The sequence below is a fragment of the Leifsonia sp. AK011 genome (assembly GCF_013410945.1).
Lineage (GTDB): Bacteria > Actinomycetota > Actinomycetes > Actinomycetales > Microbacteriaceae > Rhodoglobus.
In genome coordinates this window covers 2,301,127-2,320,087 of the sequence record NZ_JACCCH010000001.1, presented here as the reverse complement: position 1 = coordinate 2,320,087, position 18,961 = coordinate 2,301,127, and the positions used below count along the sequence as shown (strand labels likewise).

The window sequence follows — 18,961 nt, the reverse complement described above, 5'->3', positions numbered from 1 at the left end:
ACAGTCCATGCCCGAGGGTCACTCCGTCCACCGCATCGCCCGGCAGTTCGGGCTGCACTTCGTCGGCAAGCGCATCGCTGCCAGTTCTCCCCAGGGCCGCTTTGCGGCGGGAGCAGCCCAGCTCGACGGCCACGAGATGGTCGACGCGAAAGCCGTCGGCAAGCAGATGTTCCTCGAGTTCGATCACGATCTGTGGCTCCGCGTGCACCTGGGCATCTATGGGGCCTGGGACTTCTCCGGCGACATCACGGCGGATGCCACGATCGCCTCGGCCGCGGGACGCATGGGCCAGACCAACCAGCGTGGCACCGTCGTGGGAGGGTTCGAGGATTCGCTCTCGAGCATCGGAGCACCCCGGCGCACACGGTTGCGGATGGCCGAGCAGGAGCGACTCGAGGCACCCCTCGAGTCCTTCCCGCCGGAGCCCATCGGCGCCGTTCGCGTCCGGCTGCTGACGGATGCAACCTGCGCGGACCTCCGCGGACCGACCGCGTGCGACGTCCTCACCCCTGACGAGGTTCAGGCCGTCATCGACCGTCTCGGCCCGGATCCGCTCGTGGACACGGGCAAGAAGGCCGAAGATCGGTTCACTGCAACCGTGCTCAAGAAGCCCACGCCTATCGGACTCCTCCTCATGGACCAGTCGGTCGTGAGCGGCATCGGCAACGTGTACCGCGCCGAGCTCCTGTTCCGTGCCCGGCTCAACCCCCACACCCCAGGGCGTGACGTGCCGGAGGAGACGGTACGCGCGCTCTGGCGTGACTGGACGAAGCTCCTCAAGATCGGCGTGAAGACAGGACAGATGCTGACTATGGACGGTCTGCGTGGCGCGCGCTACGAGGCCGCGCTCGCGAGTCGTGACGATCGGCACTGGGTCTACCACCGCACCGGCAAGCCGTGCCGTCTCTGCGGAACGCCCATCGTCATGGAGGAGATCGGCGGCCGCAAGCTCTACTGGTGCCCCCTCGACCAGGCCTGACGCGCATCCCGTGGGATGCTGGCTGCATGAGACATACGCCCGGCTACATCACGACCGATCCCGAGGAAGTGAAGCGGCTCATCCGCGCCAACTCGTGGGCGACGATCGTCTCCCACACGAGCGCCGGGCTCGTCGCGAGCCACTACCCGGTCGTCCTCGAGGAGAACGAGGATGACATCGTCATCGTCTCCCACGTCGGGCGCCCAGACGAGAAGCTGCACGAGCTTGGTGAGCACGAGATCCTCGTCATCATCCAGGGCCCGCACGGCTACATCTCGCCCGGGTGGTACGACGAGGGTGACATCATCCCCACCTGGAATCACGTCACGGCGCACCTCTACGGCGTTCCCGAGATTCTCTCCGACGAGGAGAACTTCCGGGTGCTCGGCGAGCTCGTCGACTACTTCGAGGACACCATGCCCCACCCGGTGAGCCTCGAGCTGGACGAGGAGTCCTCCCGTCGCATTGCCAAGGGCACTGTGGGTATCCGACTGCGCGTCACACGGTTCGACGCGCGCCTCAAGCTGAGCCAGAACAAGTCGCCGGAGGTGCGCGAGCGCATCATCAGCGAGCTGCAGGCGGGGGAGAACTACGCCAATCCGCCGCTGGCACGCGAGATGACCCGGCTGGACCGCGATGCTTCTCGGTAACGCGCGCGTCTCCGATCGCGACGTCGACGTTCGCATCGAGGACGGTCGGATCGTCGAGATCGGGTCCATCGGCAGCGGCGACATCGATCTCGCGGGCCGATGGTTGCTTCCCGGCCTCTGGGATGAACACGTGCACTTCACGCAGTGGGCGCTCACGTCGCAGCGACTTGACGTGTCTGCCGCGGCATCCGCTCGCGAGGCTGCCGAGATCGTTCGTGCGGCCGTCGGCGACGATCTGCTGGTCGGCGTAGGTTTTCGCGACGGCCTCTGGCCTGATGCCCCGCACAAGGAGCTCCTCGATTCCGCTGCTCCCACGGTGCCGGTCGTTCTCCTCAGTGGCGACCTCCACTCGGTGTGGCTCAACACGGCCGCGCTCCAGCGGTTCGGTCATGCGCACCACCCCACTGGACTCCTCCGCGAGGACGCCGCATTCGCCGTCACCGCAGCCCTGGGAACGGTGGATGACACGATCCTCGACTCCTGGGCGCGTGAGGCAGCCACGGCTGCCGCTGCCCGCGGCGTCGTCGGTGTCGCCGATCTCGAGATGGCGTGGAACCGCGACACGTGGGAGCGCCGCATCGCCGCTGGCCACGACGCACTGCGCGTGCAGTTCGCCATCTACACGCAGGACCTCGAGCGGGCGATCGACCAGGGGCTGCACACGGGACTCGAACTCGAGCCCCTGCTCACGGTGGGGGGCTACAAGGTGCTCACGGATGGCTCGCTGGGTACGCGCACCGCGTTCACCTACGACGCCTACCCCGATGGCGGAACAGGCCTCCTGACCGTCGAACCCGACGACCTTCGCAGGTACATGACCCTAGCCTCCAAGGCCGGGATCGAGCCCTGGGTCCACGCGATCGGCGACCGCGCCAACACCCTCGCGCTCGACGCCTTCGAGGCCGTTGGCGCGACCGGCCGGATCGAGCATGCCCAGCTGCTCTCCAGCGCCGACCTGCCCCGCTTCGCCGCGCTCGGTGTTGCGGCGAGTGTCCAGCCGGAGCACGCGATGGACGACCGGGACCTCGCCGATTCGGTGTGGGACGGGCGCACTGGCGGTCTCTACGCCTTCCGGAGCCTGCTCGATGCCGGTGCAGTTCTTCGGCTCGGGTCGGATGCACCCGTCTCCCCGCTCGACCCGTGGATCGCGATCTCGGCCGCGGTCACACGCAGGCGCGGGGATCGGGAGCCGTGGCATCCGGAGCAGCGCATCACCCCGGAGGAGGCGATCGCGGCGTCCGTGCGTTCGAGCGTCGCCGAGGGGGAACCTGCTGATCTCGTCGCCGTGGAGGCAGACCCGTTCGACGCGGACGGCGCGTTACTCGAGCGGATGCCCGTTGCCCTGACCGTTCTCGGTGGGCGCATCACCCACGAGCGGCTCTAGCGGAACATCATCTTCTCGTAGAGCGTGCGACCCACGACGTGATCGGTGAGGTCATCGAGCGCGATATCGAGCTCGAGGTCCGCGTTGAAGTCGTAGTACATCGGATGCTCGGCCGCATGCACGAGCTTCGAGAAGCCATGGCGCGGCACCGCCATATCGAGCGACTCGATGAGCTTCGGGTTGGTCGCCGTCATGGAGATGGAGCCGCGGTCGCTGTGCCACGTCCACTCCATGCGCGTCGGGTAGGTCTGGTGACCGGGACCCGGCACGTCCCCGCTCGTGACCAGGCGAAGTGGGAGGAGGTCGTCGGTGATGAGCGTCTCGCCCTTGGCGAGGTAGAAGGTGGGGATGTTGATCTCCCCGAAACCCATGAAACCCTTCGTCGTCATGCGAACGTAGACGATCGTGTAGTCACCGACATGGGCTCGGCCCCAGTACCAGTGGTCGAGGAACGACCCCATGAGGTGGTTGCCCCAGTTGTGATCGTGGTAGGCGCTACCGGTGAGCGTCGAGGTCGAGCCGTTCTCCGTGATGGTTGCGCTCACCGTTCCATAGGGCACCGGCACGACCCAGGCGAGGTAGTGGTCACGCGCCGAGTCGAAGTAGTTGATGCCGGCCCCGGGTCGCCACGAGGGTGCGGCTCGCGTGATCGTGACGTCGGCGGTGAGGTCGTCGAGTTCGAGATGCATCTCGTAGGTGTCGAGGTCGCCCCTGACCGTGTTCTTGCCGATCGACACGTCGCACTGCTCGGTCGAGGCGCTGAACTGCTCTGCTGGGAACGTCGGCTCGAGGTGCTGGCGGGTGCCATCCGGGAGCTGGCGGATGGCGAGCACGGTCGGTGTGAGCGGCCCGGACGGGTCGGTATGTGGCTTGTTGGAGAACGTGACCACCAGGGTCGAGCCGTCGTCGAACTGGCAGTCGAAGTACCACCACTCGAACGTCGAGTCCGCGGCCTTCGCCGCGCGATAGCCGTCCTCCCATTTCTCGACGGTGGATGACGCGAGCCCCAGGCTCTTCATCCCCTCCGCCTGACTGGCATCCATCGTGGCTCGGATCTCAGGAGTATCCGGAATGTCGTGCGCGGCCATGGCGATCCCCTCATCGTTGGGCGGTACACGACGAGTATGCCGACGCAACAACGCCCCGCGTCATCCCCCAAGGGGGCGACACGGGGCGTTGTACGGGGTACGTGCTTACTGGCCCGCGAGGTGCGCGAAGAGGAACCAGCGGTCCTTCTCAAGGCCGCGGGCGATCTCGATCGCGACATCCTGGCTCACCGGGTCGAGCTCGCCGAGCTCGGTCACGGCGGTGCGGACGGTCACGAGGGTCGCATCGATCGCGGCGATGACCTCGGTGATCACGGCGTCCGCCTGCTGGAATCCGGCGGTCATCACGGGGGTGGTCGCCTTGCTGCCGACCGTCTGGGTGCGTGCGTCGATCGGCAGACCGAGGGCGACGACGCGCTCGGCGGCGGTGTCCGCATAGTCGCGCGCGTGGTCGACGACGGAGTCGAGGAGCTCGTGGACGGCCTGGAAGTTGGCGCCCCGTACGTGCCAGTGCGCCTGCTTGCCGTCGATCGAGAGGGCGGTGAGGTCGGTGACGACCGGCCCGAGGAACTGTGCGACGCCGCTCGTGACATCCGGGTCGCTCGTGGACTGGGGGACTGTCTTCGTTTCGGCCATTGTGTGACTCCCTTACCTGTACGTGTCGGTACGTAGTGGTTAAACGCTACGCACGCTCAGGCATTCCGCAAGCAAGCTGAGGCAACGCTAAGTGTGTCAACCAAGGGATCCGGGGGTTAGCCCCACTCCACATCCGTGTGGCTGCCCGATTCCCGGGCGACGCAGCGGTCGCAAGGCTGGGACAATCGAAAGGAATCCCATGACCGCCCCACTCACCACGGCCTCCCCGCACCCGACCGCGCTCCGCCGCTACGGCGACCTCTGGCGCTCCGTGCCACGCGAACTCGCGTTCCTCTTCATCGCGTTCCCGATCGCTCTCGTCGGCTTCGTCGTCACCATCGGGCTCTTCTCCTCTGGCGCTGGACTGCTCGCGGTACTCGTCGGCCTGCTCTTCATCATCGGCGCCCTGTACGTGGCCCGCGGGTTCGGCACCCTCACTCTGGGGCTGCTGCGATTCGCAGGTCGGCCGGCCATCGAGAAGCCGGAATGGCAGGATGCCCGTGCCAGGACGGGCTTCGTCGGATGGATCCGCGCCACCCTCGGCAACGGTCACTACTGGCTCTACCTGTTGCACACGATGGTGGTCGACTTCGTCGTGACGACCATCACGTGGTCCATCACCGTCACGTGGGTGGCTGTCGGGCTCGGTGGAATCAGCTACTGGTTCTGGGACGGGTTTATTCCGGACGGTGACCGTGACTTCTTCCTCTCGCAGTGGATCATCGAACGCCTCGGCGGTGCCGCCCCTGACCCGCTGGTGGCCGAGAACCTGTTCCAGCTCATACTCGGGATCATCTTCCTCGTCACACTCCCGTTCGTCACACGCGCGCTGACCTCCCTCCACTGGGCCGTCGCCCGCGGGATGCTCGCGGCATTCCGTTCGGATGCGCTACAGCAGGAGGTCGCGTCGCTGGCGGAGTCGCGCGGTGCCGCGGTGTCGGCGGAGGGGCACTCGCTGCGGCGGCTGGAGCGTGACATCCACGACGGTCCCCAGCAGCGGCTCGTGAGGCTCCAGATGGACATCGCTGCCGCCGAGCGGCAAATGGACACCGACCCCGAGAAGGCGAAGGGTCTGCTCTCCGACGCGATGCAGCAGTCGAAGGATGCGCTCGAAGAGCTTCGTGCCCTGTCGCGGGGATTCGCTCCGCCGATCCTGCTCGACCGGGGGCTCGTCGCCGCACTCGAGTCCGTAGCGATCCGCGGTCCCATCCCCGCCAAGGTGGTCGACGAGTTGCCGGAGGGCACGGTCATCCCGCAGGAGATCGAGCGCACCGCCTACTTCGTGGGGGCCGAAGCTCTCACGAACGCGGGCAAGCACTCCGGTGCAACCGAGGCCCATGTCACGGTTGCGGTCGATGCGGGCTGGTTGACGGTGGATGTCACGGACCACGGGTCGGGCGGAGCGACCATGGTCGACGACCACGGGCTCGCTGGCCTCCGCGAACGACTGCGCGGCGTGGGCGGCACCCTGCAGGTCGAGAGCCCTGTCGGCGGACCCACCACGATCTCAGCGCGTCTACCCCTCACCTACCCTTGACCCATGACCACGCGCGTAGTTGTCGCAGATGACTCGGTGCTGCTGCGCGAGGGGCTCGTTCGTGTGCTCGATGAGGCGGGATTCGACGTCGTTGCCGCCTACGGGAACGCGGACGAACTCCTGGCGGGCCTCCAGGGGACGACGCCAGACCTGATCGTTCTCGACGTGCGAATGCCACCGACCTTCCGCGATGAGGGTGTGCGCGCCGCGATCACGGCGCGCGGACTCATGCCGAGCGTGGGCATCCTCCTGCTGTCCCAGTACGTCGAGGTGGCGTACGCACAGGAATTACTCGCGGCCGGCAGCGGGGGAGTGGGCTACCTCCTGAAGGATCGCGTCGCCTCACTCGACGAGTTGAAGGACGCCGTGGAGAGGATCGCAGCCGGCGGAACCGTCCTCGACCCGGAGGTGGTCGGCCAGCTCCTGGGACGACGCCATGACCCTCTGACGACTCTCACCCCGAGGGAGCGTGAAGTGCTCGCGCTCATGGCGGAGGGAAGAACGAATGCGGCGATCGCCGGGGCACTCGTGATCGGCACGGGCGCGGTGGAGAAGAACGTGACATCCATCTTCCAGAAGCTGGCTCTGGATGACTCGGGCAGCGACCACCGCAGGGTGCTCGCCGTGCTCACCTGGCTTCAGCGCCAGGAGTAGCACGGCGAGCAGTGGCTGCTAGGAAGCGAGCCTGCTCGAGGAGTAACCGAACGCTGGCTGAACCTCCGGACGCGGGCGCTCGACGCGCTCCGTCCAGGCGGAACCATCCCACCAGCGCAGCAGGCCGCTGCCAGCGGGGTCCGGGTACCAGCCGAAGGGGGCAATCGACTCGTTTTCGGGCATGATCGAATCCTCGGGTAAACAGCAGGGTAAGCAATCGGGTGAACTGCTTTCGGGTGTCCTCATAGTAGAGGACACGATGGGGTACACGCCTAGACCCCCGTAGGGGTGACACGCGTCCTCCGATAGAGTGAACGCATGAAGCTGATCGCCTTCCTCGTGTCCCTGGCTCTCTTTGTCGGCGGCATTTACCTCATGGGTTCCGCGTTCTTCGTGCCGGGTCTCGAGGGCGTGCTGTTCGTTGCGGGCATCCTGATCACCACCGCCGGCCTCTTCGTGCCGGTGCACATCCTCAAGCGCGTCGACAGCTAGCCGAACCCCACGGGTGCCCTGTCGGCGATGGGGCCCGGTCTTCAAGGCCGCGGTGGGAGTTGCGTGAGCATGGGTCCGAGAGCGCTAGGGCTTGAATGGTGCGGCGTCGCACGGCTTTGCCGTGCTCCTGGGGGATGACGGGAATCCCCTACTGAGCCGCCGGTCGATCGCTGCGCGCCCGCCCGGACTGCTCAGCGGGGGCCCAATTCGATTCACTCCTCCGTTTTCACAGATGAGTAAGGCCCCCGCCGATGGCGAGGGCCTTACTCATCTGTGAGGGGATGACGGGAATCGAACCCGCGTAATCAGTTTGGAAGACTGAGGCTCTACCATTGAGCTACATCCCCGCAGCGGCATGAAACCGCGCGGAAAGAACTCTACCCGAACTTGGGTCACGCGGGGGTCAGCCGTTGTGCCACGCTATGTCCACCATCATCCGGACAGGACGCACACATGAATAACCCGAGCTTCGCCGAGCGCTTCCGCTACTGGTTCGACAACTGGATGTCGAAGGGCACGATCGCGCTCATGGGTCTCCTGGGCCTCGCTACTGTGGCGCTCGTTCTCATCGTCGGTGGCATCACGGTCGTCGTCGTGGCGCTGCTGCCGGACAAGTACAACCAGTTCTCCGAGGACTACACGCCCTGGGACATCTTCTGGGGCGGCCTCATGCGCACGCTCGACCCCGGAACCATGGGTGGGGACCAGGGATGGTACTTCCGCATCCTGATGCTTGTCATCACCATCGGCGGACTCATCATCGTCGCGAGCCTCATCGGCATCATCTCGGGAGCGTTCGACTCCAAGGTCGAAGAACTGCGCAAGGGTCGCTCCAAGGTGCTCGAGTCCGACCACACGCTCATCCTCGGCTGGAGCAGCAAGGTGTTCCCGATCATCAGTGAGATCGTCGTAGCCAACGAGTCGCGCGGAAAAGCTGTCATCGTCGTGCTTGCCGACAAGGACAAGGTCGAGATGGAGGACGAGATCAAATCCCAGGTGGGCGACACCGGCAAGACGAGAATCATCTGCCGAACCGGTGACCCCGTGAACCTCACGGATCTGGAGATCGGCAACCCGAACCTCGCGCGCAGCATCATCCTGATCGGTCCGGAGGGCAGCCCCGATCCCGACGCCGACGTCATCAAGACCGCACTCGCGCTGACGAACAACCCAGGCCGTAAGGCTGAGCCGTACCACATCGTCGGGGAGCTGGACCATCCGACCAACCTCGAGGCCGCGCGACTGGTGGGTCGTGACGAAGCACACTGGGTCATCAGCGACGAGCTCATCGGCCGCATCACCGTGCAGTCCTGCCGACAGAGCGGACTCAGCATCGTCTACTCCGAACTGCTCGACTTCGACGGCGACGAGATCTACTTCACCGAGCAGCCAAGTCTCTACGGCATGACGTACTTCGATACTCAGTTGGCCTTCGCCACGTCGGCAGTCATGGGCATGGTCAAGGCCGGCGTCGTGGAGCTCAACCCGTCGCCCGAGACCATCTACGAGCGCGGGGACCAGCTCATCGTCATCGCCGAGGACGACAGCGCCATCGTCCTCTCCGCGCCGGGCACTCCGGATGCTTCGGCCGTGAGCTCTTCACAGTCGGCCGCCGCGCGACCGGAGTCCACTCTCGTCCTCGGCTTCAACAGCGGTCTCCCGGCGATGCTCAAGGAACTCGACGAGTACGTGGCGCCCGGCTCGTCCGTCACGCTCCTCGCTGATGTCGATGAGCCCGTGTTCCCGCGCTACGAGAACCTCAGCATCACCTTCGAGCGGGGGGATGCCACGAGCCGAGCAACCCTGGATGCCCTGGGTGTCGACGCCTTCGACCACATCATCGTGCTCGCGTACAAGGGACTTCTCGACACCCAGCGGGCCGATGGCAAGACACTCATCACGCTTCTGCAGCTGCGCGACATCGAGCAGCGTGCAGGTATCGACCTCAAGATCGTGAGCGAGATGCTCGACGATCGCAATCGTGAACTTGCCGAGGTCACTCGCGCTGATGACTTCATCGTCAGCGACAAACTGGTGAGTCTCATGCTCTCGCAGGTCTCCGAGAACAAGCAGCTCACGGATGTCTTCGAGCTCCTGTTCTCCAGCGTGGGCAGCGAGATCTACCTTCAGCCGGCTGCCCTCTACGTGGAGCCCGGCACGGCGATCGACTTCTACACGGTCCTCGAGGCGGCGCGCCGACGGGGCGAGACAGCAATCGGGTATCGCATCGACGCGCTCGCCCACGCGGCCGACCGGGAGTATGGCGTCGTGGTCAACCCTGCGAAGCCGGACAGGATCAGTTTCACGGCCTCGGATAGGATCATCGTTCTGGCCGAGGGGTGATCGGTGCCGGTCCGCTCCGTATGCGGGCTCGCGGCGAACTGCCTGGCCGATCCAGATATACTTGGTCGGTTCCGGCTTGAACTCGCTTCGCGCGGGGCGTAGCTCAGCTTGGTAGAGCGCCCGCTTTGGGAGCGGGAGGTCGCAGGTTCAAATCCTGTCGCCCCGACACATCGTCACACCACCACCACAGGAGAACCACGACGTGAAGACCACCGTTGAGACGCTTAGCCCCACACGCGTCAAGCTGACCATTGATGTCACCCCGGAAGATCTCAAGCCGAGTATCGACCACGCGTACGAGCACATTGCGCAGTCCGTGAACATTCCCGGATTCCGCAAGGGCAAGGTGCCGCCGCAGCTCATCGACCAGCGCGTCGGCCGCGAAGAGGTTCTCAACCACGCCGTCAACGACGGACTGGACAAGTTCTACCGCCAGGCCGCGACCGACGAGAAGGTCCGTGCGATCGGACGCCCGCAGGCCGACATCGTCACGTGGCCGAACGTCAAGGACTTCACCGGCGACCTCGTCGTCGCGATCGAGGTTGACGTGCGCCCCGAGATCGAGCTTCCCGCGTACGACAAGCTCACGCTCACGGTGGACCCCATCGAGGTGTCCGCCGACGACCTGAAGGACGAGCTCGACAACCTGCGTGGTCGCTTCGGCACGCTCATCACCGTTGACCGCCCGGCCAAGACCGGCGACTTCGCCCAGCTCGACCTCACCGCCGCCATCGGCGACAACGAGGTCGACTCCGCCACGAGCATCTCCTACGAGGTTGGCTCCGGTGAGCTCATCGAGGGAATCGACGAGGCCCTCGACGGACTGAGCGCCGGCGAGACCACGACCTTCGAGTCCACCCTGCTCGGTGGCGACCACGAGGGCGAGACCGCACTCATCACGGTCAACCTCCTGGCCGTCAAGGAGCGTGAGCTGCCGGAGGCAGACGACGACTTCGCCCAGATCGCGAGCCAGTTCGACACCATCGCTGAACTGAAGGCCGACATCAAGGAGCAGATCGAGAAGTCGAAGGTCTTCGGTCAGGGTGCTCAGGCACGCGACCAGATCGTCGACGAGCTGCTGAAGAGCCTCGACATCCCTGTCCCGCCCAAGCTGGTCGAGGACGAGGTGCACCGTCACCTCGAGAACGAGAACCGCCTCGAGGACGACGTGCACCGCGCCGAGGTCACCGAGTCGAGCGAGAAGACGTTCCGCACCCAGATCCTCCTCGACGCAATCGTCGAGGCCGAGGGCATTAAGGTCGGCCAGAACGAGCTCACGAGTTACCTCGTGCAGTCGGCCGCGCAGTACGGCATGGAGCCGGGCGAGTTCATCCAGGTGCTCGACAAGAACGGCCAGATCCCCAGCATGGTGGCTGAGGTCGCCCGCTCGAAGGCTCTCGCCACGGTTCTCTCCAAGGCCAAGGTCGTCGACACCAAGGGCAAGTCGGTGGATGTCTCGGAGTTCACGGGTCCGCTCACGAACAACGACGACGACACGTTCATCGAGCCGTCAGACTTCGGTGGCGACGCCGGTCACGAGCACGACAACGGCAACATGAAGGACTCGCACGGCCGCAAGCCCGGTCACGAGCACTACGGACACGACCACAAGTAGCCGCATCGCCCCTCGGGGTTAGCAGCTCAGGTCAGGAGGCCGCGGACAACTCGTTCGCGGCCTTCGCCGTCTCACAATCGTGGGACTGCTCCCACGCGAACGCCAGGAACGCGCTCGTCTCGATGGGGCCGGACTCACCGCAGTCGGCGCAGTACGGCTCGTAGGCCCGAAGTTCGCGGATGTCGATGTCTGCCATACGAGCATCATCACTCTCACCACCGACAGAGCGGGTGACCACACGCCCTGGCCCCGTGAGTTGCCCACTTCGGCCGGTCTTTATCCAACAACACTGGCCGAAGTGGGCAACTCGCGGTGGGGCTGGGTGTGGTGGGGGGACACGGACTCTGCCCACGGCGAACAGGCCCGAATCGCAAGCGGCGCTCGGATAGATTCATCAGCAGGTAATAACTGAATGGAGCGCATCACATGGCCGAACCGGCACTGGTCTCATCTGTCTTCGACAGGCTGCTGAAGGACCGCATCATCTGGCTCGGATCGGAGGTCCGTGACGAGAACGCCAACGAGATTGCGGCGAAGCTGCTTCTCCTCGCGGCCGAGGACCCGAAGCGTGACATCTCCCTCTACATCAACTCGCCCGGCGGCTCGATCACCGCAGGCATGGCGATCTACGACACGATGCAGTTCGTCCCGAACGACATCGTGACCGTGGGTATCGGCATGGCTGCATCCATGGGCCAGCTCCTGCTGACCGCGGGCACCAAGGGCAAGCGATTCATCACCCCCAACGCACGCGTGCTCCTCCACCAGCCCCACGGTGGGTTCGGCGGCACGTCGAGCGACATCCAGACCCAGGCCCAGCTCATCCTCGACATGAAGCGCCGCCTCGCCGAGATCACTGCTGCCCAGACCGGCAAGACGGTCGAGCAGGTGACCGACGATGGTGATCGCGACCGTTGGTTCAACGCACAGGAAGCCCTCGAGTATGGCTTCGTCGATCACATCCGTGAGACCGCACTCGACGTGGCCGAGGTCACGGCCGGCGGCTCGAAGAAGTAAGGCAGGAAGACAACAATGGAAGCCCCCACATTCGCAGCGGCAGGAAACCTGCCCAACTCGCGCTACATCCTGCCGACCTTCGAGGAGCGCACGGCCTACGGCTACAAGCGCCAGGACCCGTACGCGAAGCTCTTCGAGGACCGCATCATCTTCCTGGGTGTCCAGGTGGATGACGCGTCCGCCGACGACGTCATGGCCCAGCTGCTCGTGCTCGAGTCGCAGGACCCCGACCGCGACATCGTGATGTACATCAACTCGCCCGGTGGCTCGTTCACCGCGATGACGGCGATCTACGACACGATGCAGTACATCCGCCCGCAGATCCAGACCGTGGTGCTCGGACAGGCCGCCTCCGCCGCCGCCGTCATCACCGCCGGTGGCACAAAGGGCAAGCGCCTCGCACTCCCGAACGCCCGTATCCTGATCCACCAGCCGGCCATTCAGGGCCAGGGTGGCGGCCAGGCTTCGGACATCGAGATCCAGGCGTTCGAGGTGCTGCGCATGCGCACCTGGCTCGAGGAGACGCTCGCCAAGCACTCGAACCGCACGGTCGAGCAGGTCAACAAGGACATCGAGCGCGACAAGATCCTCGGTGCCGAGGAGGCCGTCGAGTACGGACTCATCGACCAGGTGCTGTCGTCCCGCAAGAACGCCCCGGCGGCGCTTACCGCGTAGCCAACCACAGAACAAAGGCCGCTCCCTCAGGGGCGGCCTTTGTCGTTGGTGCGGGCAGTTCAGGAACTGGGCGGTGCGTTCCAGTTGTCGTCGTCCCCGTCCTTGCCACGGATGCCACGGAACGACCTGATCGCGAGCAGGATGACAGCGACGGCGGAGAGCGCGGAGAGCACGGCCAGGGCGATGAACATCGGATTGGTCATGGGACTCATTCTGCCGGTACAGCGAGAGGGGCGCACCCGGTGGATGCGCCCCTCAGGCTGTTGCTAGGTGTTCTCCGTGGTGGAGCCGGGGTCGTCCGCGGGCGGTTCACCGTCCGATGAGGGCGGTGTTGCATTATCCGTGCCGGCCATGCTCTGGCGGCGAGCCACCGTCACGATCACCACGATGACCGCGAGAAGCCCGATGATTCCCCCAGCGATATAGAAGGGGTTCACGGATGCGACACTCTCACCGTCGATCTCGGCGACCGGGGTCGCAGTTGCCGAGGGCTCCGGCGCGACGGCCTCGTCGGGCTCGGGCGTCGCGCTGGGAGTGGGTGTCGGCTCGGTCGCCGACTCACCGCACACCGGGGGTGCACCGAGACCGGGCGTGTTCACAGCTCCATCGCCCGGCGCCCACACGAATGGGAACTCGCCGGAAACGACGTGTCCGTCAGCCGAGATGACCTGCCAGTACACCCGGTAGTCACCCGCGTTGCCCAGCGTGGCGCCCATGGAGAGCGTGGAGCCCGACACGACCGTGCAGCCGTCGCCGTAGTAGAGGCCAGCGGCATCCACGACCTGGATCGCGAAGCCGCTCCCATCACCGTTGAGATCGAGCAGGAGCTCGTTTGCCGTGACGGAGAAGTTCTCGGGCACGTCGGAGATGGTCGAGCCCTCGGCGGGCGAACTCGCCACGATGTAGCTGTGTGCAGCCGCAGGCGCGGCTGCACCGAGCGACAGTCCGGCCAGGGCCAGAGCAGCCACGAGAGCTGCTCTTCGAGTCTTCGCGATTCGCGTCATCGTTACTTTGTCGCCTTCCTGCGGGCTGCCACGCCGAATGCGAGGCCTGCGGCACCCACGATAAGCCCCACGACTGCGAGCACCCTGGCGAGAACATCGTCAGCGGGCTGGGTCGACGAGATCGGCGCGACTTCCTCTTCCGCATGCGCGGTCTCATCCTCGGTCGCTGCGGCCCCATGGCCGTCACCCTCCTCGGCCGCGGTCAGCGTGATCGACGGGACCTCGTCGCCCACCCAGAGAGTCTCGCCCTCCTCGCAGGTCTGCGTGACCGGGAACTCGACAACGTCGCCCGCTTCACCAGCCGGCAGCTTGACGGAGAGTTCGAGGGTGTCGCGGACGCCTTCAGGCAGAGGCGTCTCCGCGCTGTAGGTGACCACGCTCACGCGCTCGGACTGGTCCTCGGTGGGTGGGTCGAGCGGAGTCTTCGTGAGTTCGAAGGTCCAGTAGGGGTTGCGGGTCGGGGTGACCGAGAGGATGTCCTCGGGGATCTCGATTGCGATCGCGGTGGTGGGAGAGCCTTCGCAGCCGTGCGGCACGCTGAACGTGATGACGCTGTACGAACCAGCGGCGGTGGAGCTTGCGCTGGCTGTCACGTGTGCGCTCGCGCTGAGGGGCGCGGCGAGGGCGAGGGCAGTGCCGGCCGTGAGGAGCGCGGCAATGGACAGGACGTTCTTCTTCATGGGAGTTCTCTTTCGGGGTGGTTGATGAGGCGCGGCATGTTTGCGCGCGCAGGACAGCCGCCGACGGGATGCCGGTGGTTCTGTCGAGGGATGAATGCCGTCAGACGGCGAGCGGCGACAGGGGTGGGCCGCGATACCTCATCAGGGAGAGAACGACGAGAAGGGGAGACGGCCGGCTGTCGCGCCGCTCCACGGGAAGCGCGACGGACACGGCAACGGGAGCGGGACGCCACAACGAGAGGAATCGAGCGACGACGAGCCGAATGGTACGGCCGAGGCTCCACAGCGCCGATTCGGCGTGCACGAGCACGACCAGGGTGACGATGCCTGCGATGACGTGCGCCAACCACATGGAACCGGCGTGGGAGTGAACCGGCATGAGGTGGGGGAGCGCGGAGTGGTGTGCAACGACGGGTGCTGTGGGATCGCCCATTCCGCTGAACACGGCGTGGTACATCACCTGGGTGATTGCGACCGCAGCGGCCAACCTCCAGAGCGACTGGCGCCGGGTGGTGAGGAGGCTACTCGCCGCGCCCGCGAGGATGAGAGACGCGAAAATTCCGAACGTTCCGGGGAAGGTGCCGCCAGCGAGTCCGTGGGACACGGCCGCGGTTGCCGTCGCGAAGACGGCGACGCCCCAGCCACGGGCAGCGCGAGCGACGCGAGTCGTCATCGCGGAGCCGGGCTCGCGGGGCGTGGGGGCGTGCATCCGTCAATCCTGCCCTGAACGGTCCGGGCGTGCAGAATCGGCCGACGAGGGTTCGTCGCCGGTTGCGGGCTCCGTGACTGGCACGTAGTGGTCGGCGTCGCGGGACCCACGGCGTCCGGTGAAGGCAGCGATGAGGGCGATGAGCCCGAGAAGCAGTGCACCGGCAGCGAGAAGTCGCGAGAGTGGGTCGGCGGCCGTCGCGGCGACGTCGGTGTGTTCGGTCTCGTGCTCGCCTGGGATGGCCGTGCCGCCCTGGTCGGGGATGATCTCGCCGCCGTGACCGTGCGCGCCACCTTCGACGGGCTCCGTCAGGATCACCTGGGGGGCTTCATCGCCGACCCAGTCCTGGGTCGCCCCGTCTTCACAGGTCTGGTACGCGGGAAAGGCGACGACATCCCCGGGCTGGCCATCGGGCATTCCTAGCCACAGGTCGAACGTGGCGCGCTGCCCGGATGGGAGGGGTGTCTCGGCGTCGAAGGTCACCGCGCTCGTGCGCTCGGTGATGCTCGTGCCCTCGACGGTCGCAGGAACCACCGTCTCGGAGATGGTCCAGTTCCACTGCGCTGTCGGGGTCACCGCGAGGATCTCCTCCGGCAGTTCGATGGTCACCGACGTGGTCGGTGAGTCCTCGCATCCATGCAACAGGCTGAAGGTGACGACCGTGTACGAGCCGGCCGGGGCCGTCGCGGTCTCGGCGATGACGTGCGCCGACGCCGGTGCTGCGGACATGACGGATGCCGCGACCAGCGCAGCACAGACGGCTGCCGCGGATGCGATCCTGCGCAAGGCCACCTCCTCGTGACGTTTGTTGGATGCGAGCACAATAGTGCCACACACGGAAGCGCCACGATCCTGAGTGCGGCACGCCGCCACCGCTTTTCCGCAGGTGACTGGATGCGCGCCACTGTCGGGTTAGGCTCGGTGTCAAGTATCCGCCGGGGAGAGGAACGACCAGATGGCCCGCATCGGGGAAAGCGCTGACCTCCTCAAGTGCTCATTCTGCGGAAAGAGCCAGAAGCAGGTGCAGCAGCTCATCGCCGGCCCCGGCGTGTACATCTGCGACGAGTGCGTCGAGTTGTGCAACGAGATCATCGAGGAGCGCCTCGCTGAAGCGGGCGAGGAGGTCTCGAGCGAGTTCGACCTGCCGAAGCCCCGCGAGATCTACAACTTCCTTGAGGAGTACGTCATCGGGCAGGAGCACGCCAAGCGTTCGCTCTCCGTCGCCGTCTACAACCACTACAAGCGAGTTCGCGCCCGCAACACGATCACCTCGGCCGACGCGATCGTCGAGGATGTCGAGATCGCCAAGTCGAACATCCTGCTCATCGGCCCCACGGGCTGCGGCAAGACCTATCTCGCCCAGACCCTCGCCAAGCGCCTCAACGTGCCCTTCGCGGTCGCGGATGCCACGGCCCTCACCGAGGCTGGCTATGTTGGTGAGGACGTGGAGAACATCCTCCTCAAGCTCATCCAGGCCGCGGACTACGACGTCAAGCGCGCCGAGACCGGCATCATCTACATCGACGAGATCGACAAGATCGCTCGCAAGGCCGAGAACCCGTCCATTACCCGGGATGTCTCGGGCGAGGGTGTGCAGCAGGCGCTGCTCAAGATCCTCGAGGGCACCGTTGCCTCCGTTCCGCCGCAGGGCGGCCGCAAGCATCCGCACCAGGAGTTCATCCAGGTCGACACCACGAACGTTCTGTTCATCGTCGCCGGTGCCTTCGCTGGCCTCGAGGAGATCATCTCCAGCCGCGCGGGCAAGAAGGGCATCGGCTTCGGCGCGCCCCTCCACAGCAAGGGCGACGACGTCAACCTGTTCAGTGAGGTGCTTCCCGAGGACCTGCACAAGTTCGGTCTCATCCCCGAGTTCATCGGACGCCTCCCCGTCGTGACGACGGTCACGCAGCTCGACCAGGTCGCCCTCATGGAGATCCTCACCAAGCCGCGCAATGCGCTTGTTCGCCAGTACCAGCGCATGTTCGAGATCGACGGTGTCGAGCTCGAGTTCGACAAGGACGCGCTCGAGGCCATCGCCGACCTGGCTGTGCTCAGACAGACCGGTGCCCGCGGTCTGCGCGCGATTCTCGAAGAGGTTCTCGGCCCGATCATGTTCGATGTGCCCTCCGACGAAGAGGTCGGTCGAGTGATCGTCACGCGTGCGGCAGTGCTCGAGAACGCTGCACCGACGATCGTTCCCCGCACGAACCTGCGCACGGAGAAGTCCGCTTAGCGCGTCGGTTTTGTTGCCAAAGGCAACGACCCTAGGCTGGCGGAATGTTCCAGTCGATTTCCGCAGGTTTTGTCGCAGCCATTGCCGGCTTTGCGTCGTCCTTCGCTCTTGTCATTGCCGCCTTCATCGCCGTAGGCGCCACCCCTGAGCAGGCCGGTTCCGGCCTCCTCGCCATCTGTCTGGCCACAGCGGTCGTCAGTACGATCGGCGCCCTCGTCCTCAGGATCCCGCTCGCGATCGCGTGGTCGACGCCCGGCGCAGCAGTGCTGCTCGCCGCGGCGGGCCAGGGCATCACCTTCTCCGACGCCGTCGGTGCCTTCATCGTCAGCGCGATTCTCATCGTGCTGTGCGGGCTCTGGCCCTGGCTCGGGCGTGCGATCACGAGCATCCCCAAGCCGCTCGCGAGCGCGATGCTCGCCGGCGTGCTCCTGCCCATCTGCCTGGCGCCGTTCCAGGCGGTGGCCGAGCTTCCCCTCCTCGCCGGCCCGATCGTTCTCACGTGGCTCGTGCTTTACCGGCTTGCGCCCCGTTGGGCGGTGCCCGCGGCCATGGTCGTCGCGATCGTGTGCGTGTTCATCTCGGCCGGCAGCGACTGGATCACCGAGGCATCCATCGCACCCCAACTGACCTTCGTCGCACCGACCTTCAACATCAACACCGTCATCAGCCTCGGGCTGCCACTCTTCATCGTCACCATGGCTGGCCAGAACATTCCGGGCTTCACCGTCATGAAGAGCAACGACTACACGGTGCCGCCGCGCTTCGCCCTCGTGGGTACCGGTCTCGGTTCGGCGGGAGCGGCGTTCTTCGGCGGACACGCCATCAACCTGGGTGCCATCACAGCAGCGATCATGGCGGGCGACGAGTCGCACCCCGACCGCTCGAAGCGGTGGACTGCGACGCTCACCAACGGACTGCTCTACATTCCGCTCGGTCTCGGTGCGGGAGCCGCGGTGGCCCTGGTGAATGCGGCCCCCTCCATCCTCATCACGGCTGTCGCAGGCCTGGCCGTGCTCGGAGCGCTCATCTCGAGCGTCGTAGGTGCCCTCGAGGCTCCCGAGCACCGGATCACGGCGATCATCACGTTCCTCGTCGTCGCCTCCGGCATCGTCATCGCCGGAATCGGCTCCGCTTTCTGGGGGCTCCTGGCCGGCGGCATCGTCATGCTGTGGCTCGGTTGGCAACGCCGCCCGAAGCCCGAGCCGATCTCCGAGACGGCACCCTCCGGGGCGCCGGGGGAGTCCGCCGAGGCTGGCTCGCCCGCCGAGCCGGAGACCACCCCGAAGGCCTAGCGTGCCGGGTGACGG

General features: G+C 65.9%; 21 protein-coding genes and 2 tRNA genes. 13 read left to right on the top strand and 10 right to left on the bottom strand.

The genetic code is table 11. From position 1 onward, the window contains the following. Positions 1-7 precede the first annotated feature (7 nt). The 3 genes from HDC94_RS11280 to HDC94_RS11270 are packed head-to-tail and all read left to right on the top strand — an operon-like array spanning position 8 to position 3,013. On the top strand, positions 8-979 hold the full coding sequence (locus HDC94_RS11280; RefSeq protein WP_179497609.1) for an Fpg/Nei family DNA glycosylase: 972 nt from the start codon (positions 8-10) through the stop codon (positions 977-979). Positions 980-1,005: 26 nt separating this feature from the next. Next, positions 1,006-1,629, top strand: coding sequence for an FMN-binding negative transcriptional regulator (locus tag HDC94_RS11275; RefSeq protein WP_179497607.1), 624 nt, complete (start codon positions 1,006-1,008; stop codon positions 1,627-1,629). After that, positions 1,616-3,013 carry an amidohydrolase gene (locus HDC94_RS11270; RefSeq protein WP_179497605.1) on the top strand — a complete coding sequence of 466 codons (1,398 nt, stop codon included), beginning with the start codon at positions 1,616-1,618 and terminating at the stop codon, positions 3,011-3,013. The genes HDC94_RS11275 and HDC94_RS11270 overlap by 14 nt, the downstream gene beginning before the upstream one ends. Here HDC94_RS11270 and HDC94_RS11265 read toward each other — a convergent pair. Further along, the gene (locus tag HDC94_RS11265; RefSeq protein WP_179497603.1) at positions 3,010-4,101 is read right to left on the bottom strand and encodes a hypothetical protein; all 1,092 of its coding nucleotides are present in this window, start codon (positions 4,099-4,101) and stop codon (positions 3,010-3,012) included. The two genes, HDC94_RS11270 and HDC94_RS11265, sit on opposite strands and share 4 nt — an antisense overlap. A gap of 105 nt (positions 4,102-4,206) precedes the next feature. After that, positions 4,207-4,695: a Dps family protein gene (locus tag HDC94_RS11260; RefSeq protein ID WP_179497601.1), complete on the bottom strand. Its 489-nt coding sequence runs from the start codon at positions 4,693-4,695 to the stop codon at positions 4,207-4,209. A 199-nt stretch (positions 4,696-4,894) separates the two neighbouring features. Here HDC94_RS11260 and HDC94_RS11255 point away from each other — a divergent pair, with 199 nt between their 5' ends. Together HDC94_RS11255 and HDC94_RS11250 are read left to right on the top strand one after the other, a co-directional pair. Continuing rightward, positions 4,895-6,232 carry a sensor histidine kinase gene (locus HDC94_RS11255; RefSeq protein ID WP_179497599.1) on the top strand — a complete coding sequence of 446 codons (1,338 nt, stop codon included), beginning with the start codon at positions 4,895-4,897 and terminating at the stop codon, positions 6,230-6,232. 3 nt (positions 6,233-6,235) lie between these two features. Further along, positions 6,236-6,886 carry a response regulator transcription factor gene (locus HDC94_RS11250; RefSeq protein ID WP_179497597.1) on the top strand — a complete coding sequence of 217 codons (651 nt, stop codon included), beginning with the start codon at positions 6,236-6,238 and terminating at the stop codon, positions 6,884-6,886. Positions 6,887-6,904: 18 nt separating this feature from the next. On the opposite strand, the gene HDC94_RS11245 is transcribed toward HDC94_RS11250, so the two are convergent. After that, complete coding sequence (locus HDC94_RS11245) at positions 6,905-7,069, bottom strand: DUF2510 domain-containing protein (protein WP_179497595.1); 165 nt, start codon at positions 7,067-7,069, stop codon at positions 6,905-6,907. A gap of 135 nt (positions 7,070-7,204) precedes the next feature. Between HDC94_RS11245 and HDC94_RS11240 the strand changes: the two genes are divergently transcribed. Further along, a complete protein-coding gene (locus HDC94_RS11240) occupies positions 7,205-7,378 on the top strand; it encodes a hypothetical protein (protein WP_179497589.1) in 174 nt (57 codons plus the stop codon). Between the two features lie 276 nt (positions 7,379-7,654). On the opposite strand, the gene HDC94_RS11235 is transcribed toward HDC94_RS11240, so the two are convergent. Next, positions 7,655-7,725: transfer RNA gene (locus HDC94_RS11235), tRNA-Gly, on the bottom strand. Positions 7,726-7,831: 106 nt separating this feature from the next. Between HDC94_RS11235 and HDC94_RS11230 the strand changes: the two genes are divergently transcribed. The 3 genes from HDC94_RS11230 (at position 7,832) to tig (ending at position 11,336) form a co-directional block, all read left to right on the top strand. Beyond that, a complete protein-coding gene (locus tag HDC94_RS11230; protein ID WP_179497587.1) occupies positions 7,832-9,721 on the top strand; it encodes an NAD-binding protein in 1,890 nt (629 codons plus the stop codon). Positions 9,722-9,813: 92 nt separating this feature from the next. Further along, positions 9,814-9,887, top strand: a tRNA-Pro gene (locus tag HDC94_RS11225). Positions 9,888-9,923: 36 nt separating this feature from the next. Next, positions 9,924-11,336: a trigger factor gene (gene tig / locus HDC94_RS11220; protein WP_179497584.1), complete on the top strand. Its 1,413-nt coding sequence runs from the start codon at positions 9,924-9,926 to the stop codon at positions 11,334-11,336. Positions 11,337-11,367: 31 nt separating this feature from the next. Here tig and HDC94_RS11215 read toward each other — a convergent pair whose 3' ends face one another. Then, a complete protein-coding gene (locus tag HDC94_RS11215; protein ID WP_179497582.1) occupies positions 11,368-11,532 on the bottom strand; it encodes a hypothetical protein in 165 nt (54 codons plus the stop codon). Positions 11,533-11,762: 230 nt separating this feature from the next. Here HDC94_RS11215 and HDC94_RS11210 point away from each other — a divergent pair, with 230 nt between their 5' ends. Then, entirely contained in the window at positions 11,763-12,353 is a 591-nt protein-coding gene (locus HDC94_RS11210; protein ID WP_179497580.1) for an ATP-dependent Clp protease proteolytic subunit, read from the top strand. A 15-nt stretch (positions 12,354-12,368) separates the two neighbouring features. Next, positions 12,369-13,028, top strand: a complete 660-nt coding sequence (locus HDC94_RS11205) for an ATP-dependent Clp protease proteolytic subunit (protein ID WP_179497578.1) — start codon at positions 12,369-12,371, stop codon at positions 13,026-13,028. A 59-nt stretch (positions 13,029-13,087) separates the two neighbouring features. On the opposite strand, the gene HDC94_RS11200 is transcribed toward HDC94_RS11205, so the two are convergent. The 5 genes from HDC94_RS11200 to HDC94_RS11180 all read right to left on the bottom strand — a co-directional run bounded on the left by HDC94_RS11200 (position 13,088) and on the right by HDC94_RS11180 (position 16,207). Next, on the bottom strand, positions 13,088-13,231 hold the full coding sequence (locus HDC94_RS11200; RefSeq protein ID WP_179497576.1) for a hypothetical protein: 144 nt from the start codon (positions 13,229-13,231) through the stop codon (positions 13,088-13,090). 63 nt (positions 13,232-13,294) lie between these two features. After that, entirely contained in the window at positions 13,295-13,996 is a 702-nt protein-coding gene (locus HDC94_RS11195) for a copper resistance CopC family protein (RefSeq protein ID WP_179497575.1), read from the bottom strand. A gap of 38 nt (positions 13,997-14,034) precedes the next feature. Further along, on the bottom strand, positions 14,035-14,712 hold the full coding sequence (locus HDC94_RS11190; RefSeq protein ID WP_179497573.1) for a YcnI family protein: 678 nt from the start codon (positions 14,710-14,712) through the stop codon (positions 14,035-14,037). Positions 14,713-14,812: 100 nt separating this feature from the next. Then, positions 14,813-15,421 (bottom strand): hypothetical protein, encoded by a 609-nt coding sequence (locus tag HDC94_RS11185; RefSeq protein ID WP_179497570.1) that lies wholly within the window; start codon positions 15,419-15,421, stop codon positions 14,813-14,815. Positions 15,422-15,424: 3 nt separating this feature from the next. Then, a complete protein-coding gene (locus HDC94_RS11180; RefSeq protein ID WP_179497569.1) occupies positions 15,425-16,207 on the bottom strand; it encodes a YcnI family protein in 783 nt (260 codons plus the stop codon). Between the two features lie 169 nt (positions 16,208-16,376). Between HDC94_RS11180 and clpX the strand changes: the two genes are divergently transcribed. Next, positions 16,377-17,654 (top strand): ATP-dependent Clp protease ATP-binding subunit ClpX, encoded by a 1,278-nt coding sequence (gene clpX, locus HDC94_RS11175; RefSeq protein WP_179497567.1) that lies wholly within the window; start codon positions 16,377-16,379, stop codon positions 17,652-17,654. 44 nt (positions 17,655-17,698) lie between these two features. Beyond that, the gene (locus HDC94_RS11170) at positions 17,699-18,946 is read left to right on the top strand and encodes a benzoate/H(+) symporter BenE family transporter (RefSeq protein ID WP_179497565.1); all 1,248 of its coding nucleotides are present in this window, start codon (positions 17,699-17,701) and stop codon (positions 18,944-18,946) included. Positions 18,947-18,961 lie beyond the last annotated feature (15 nt).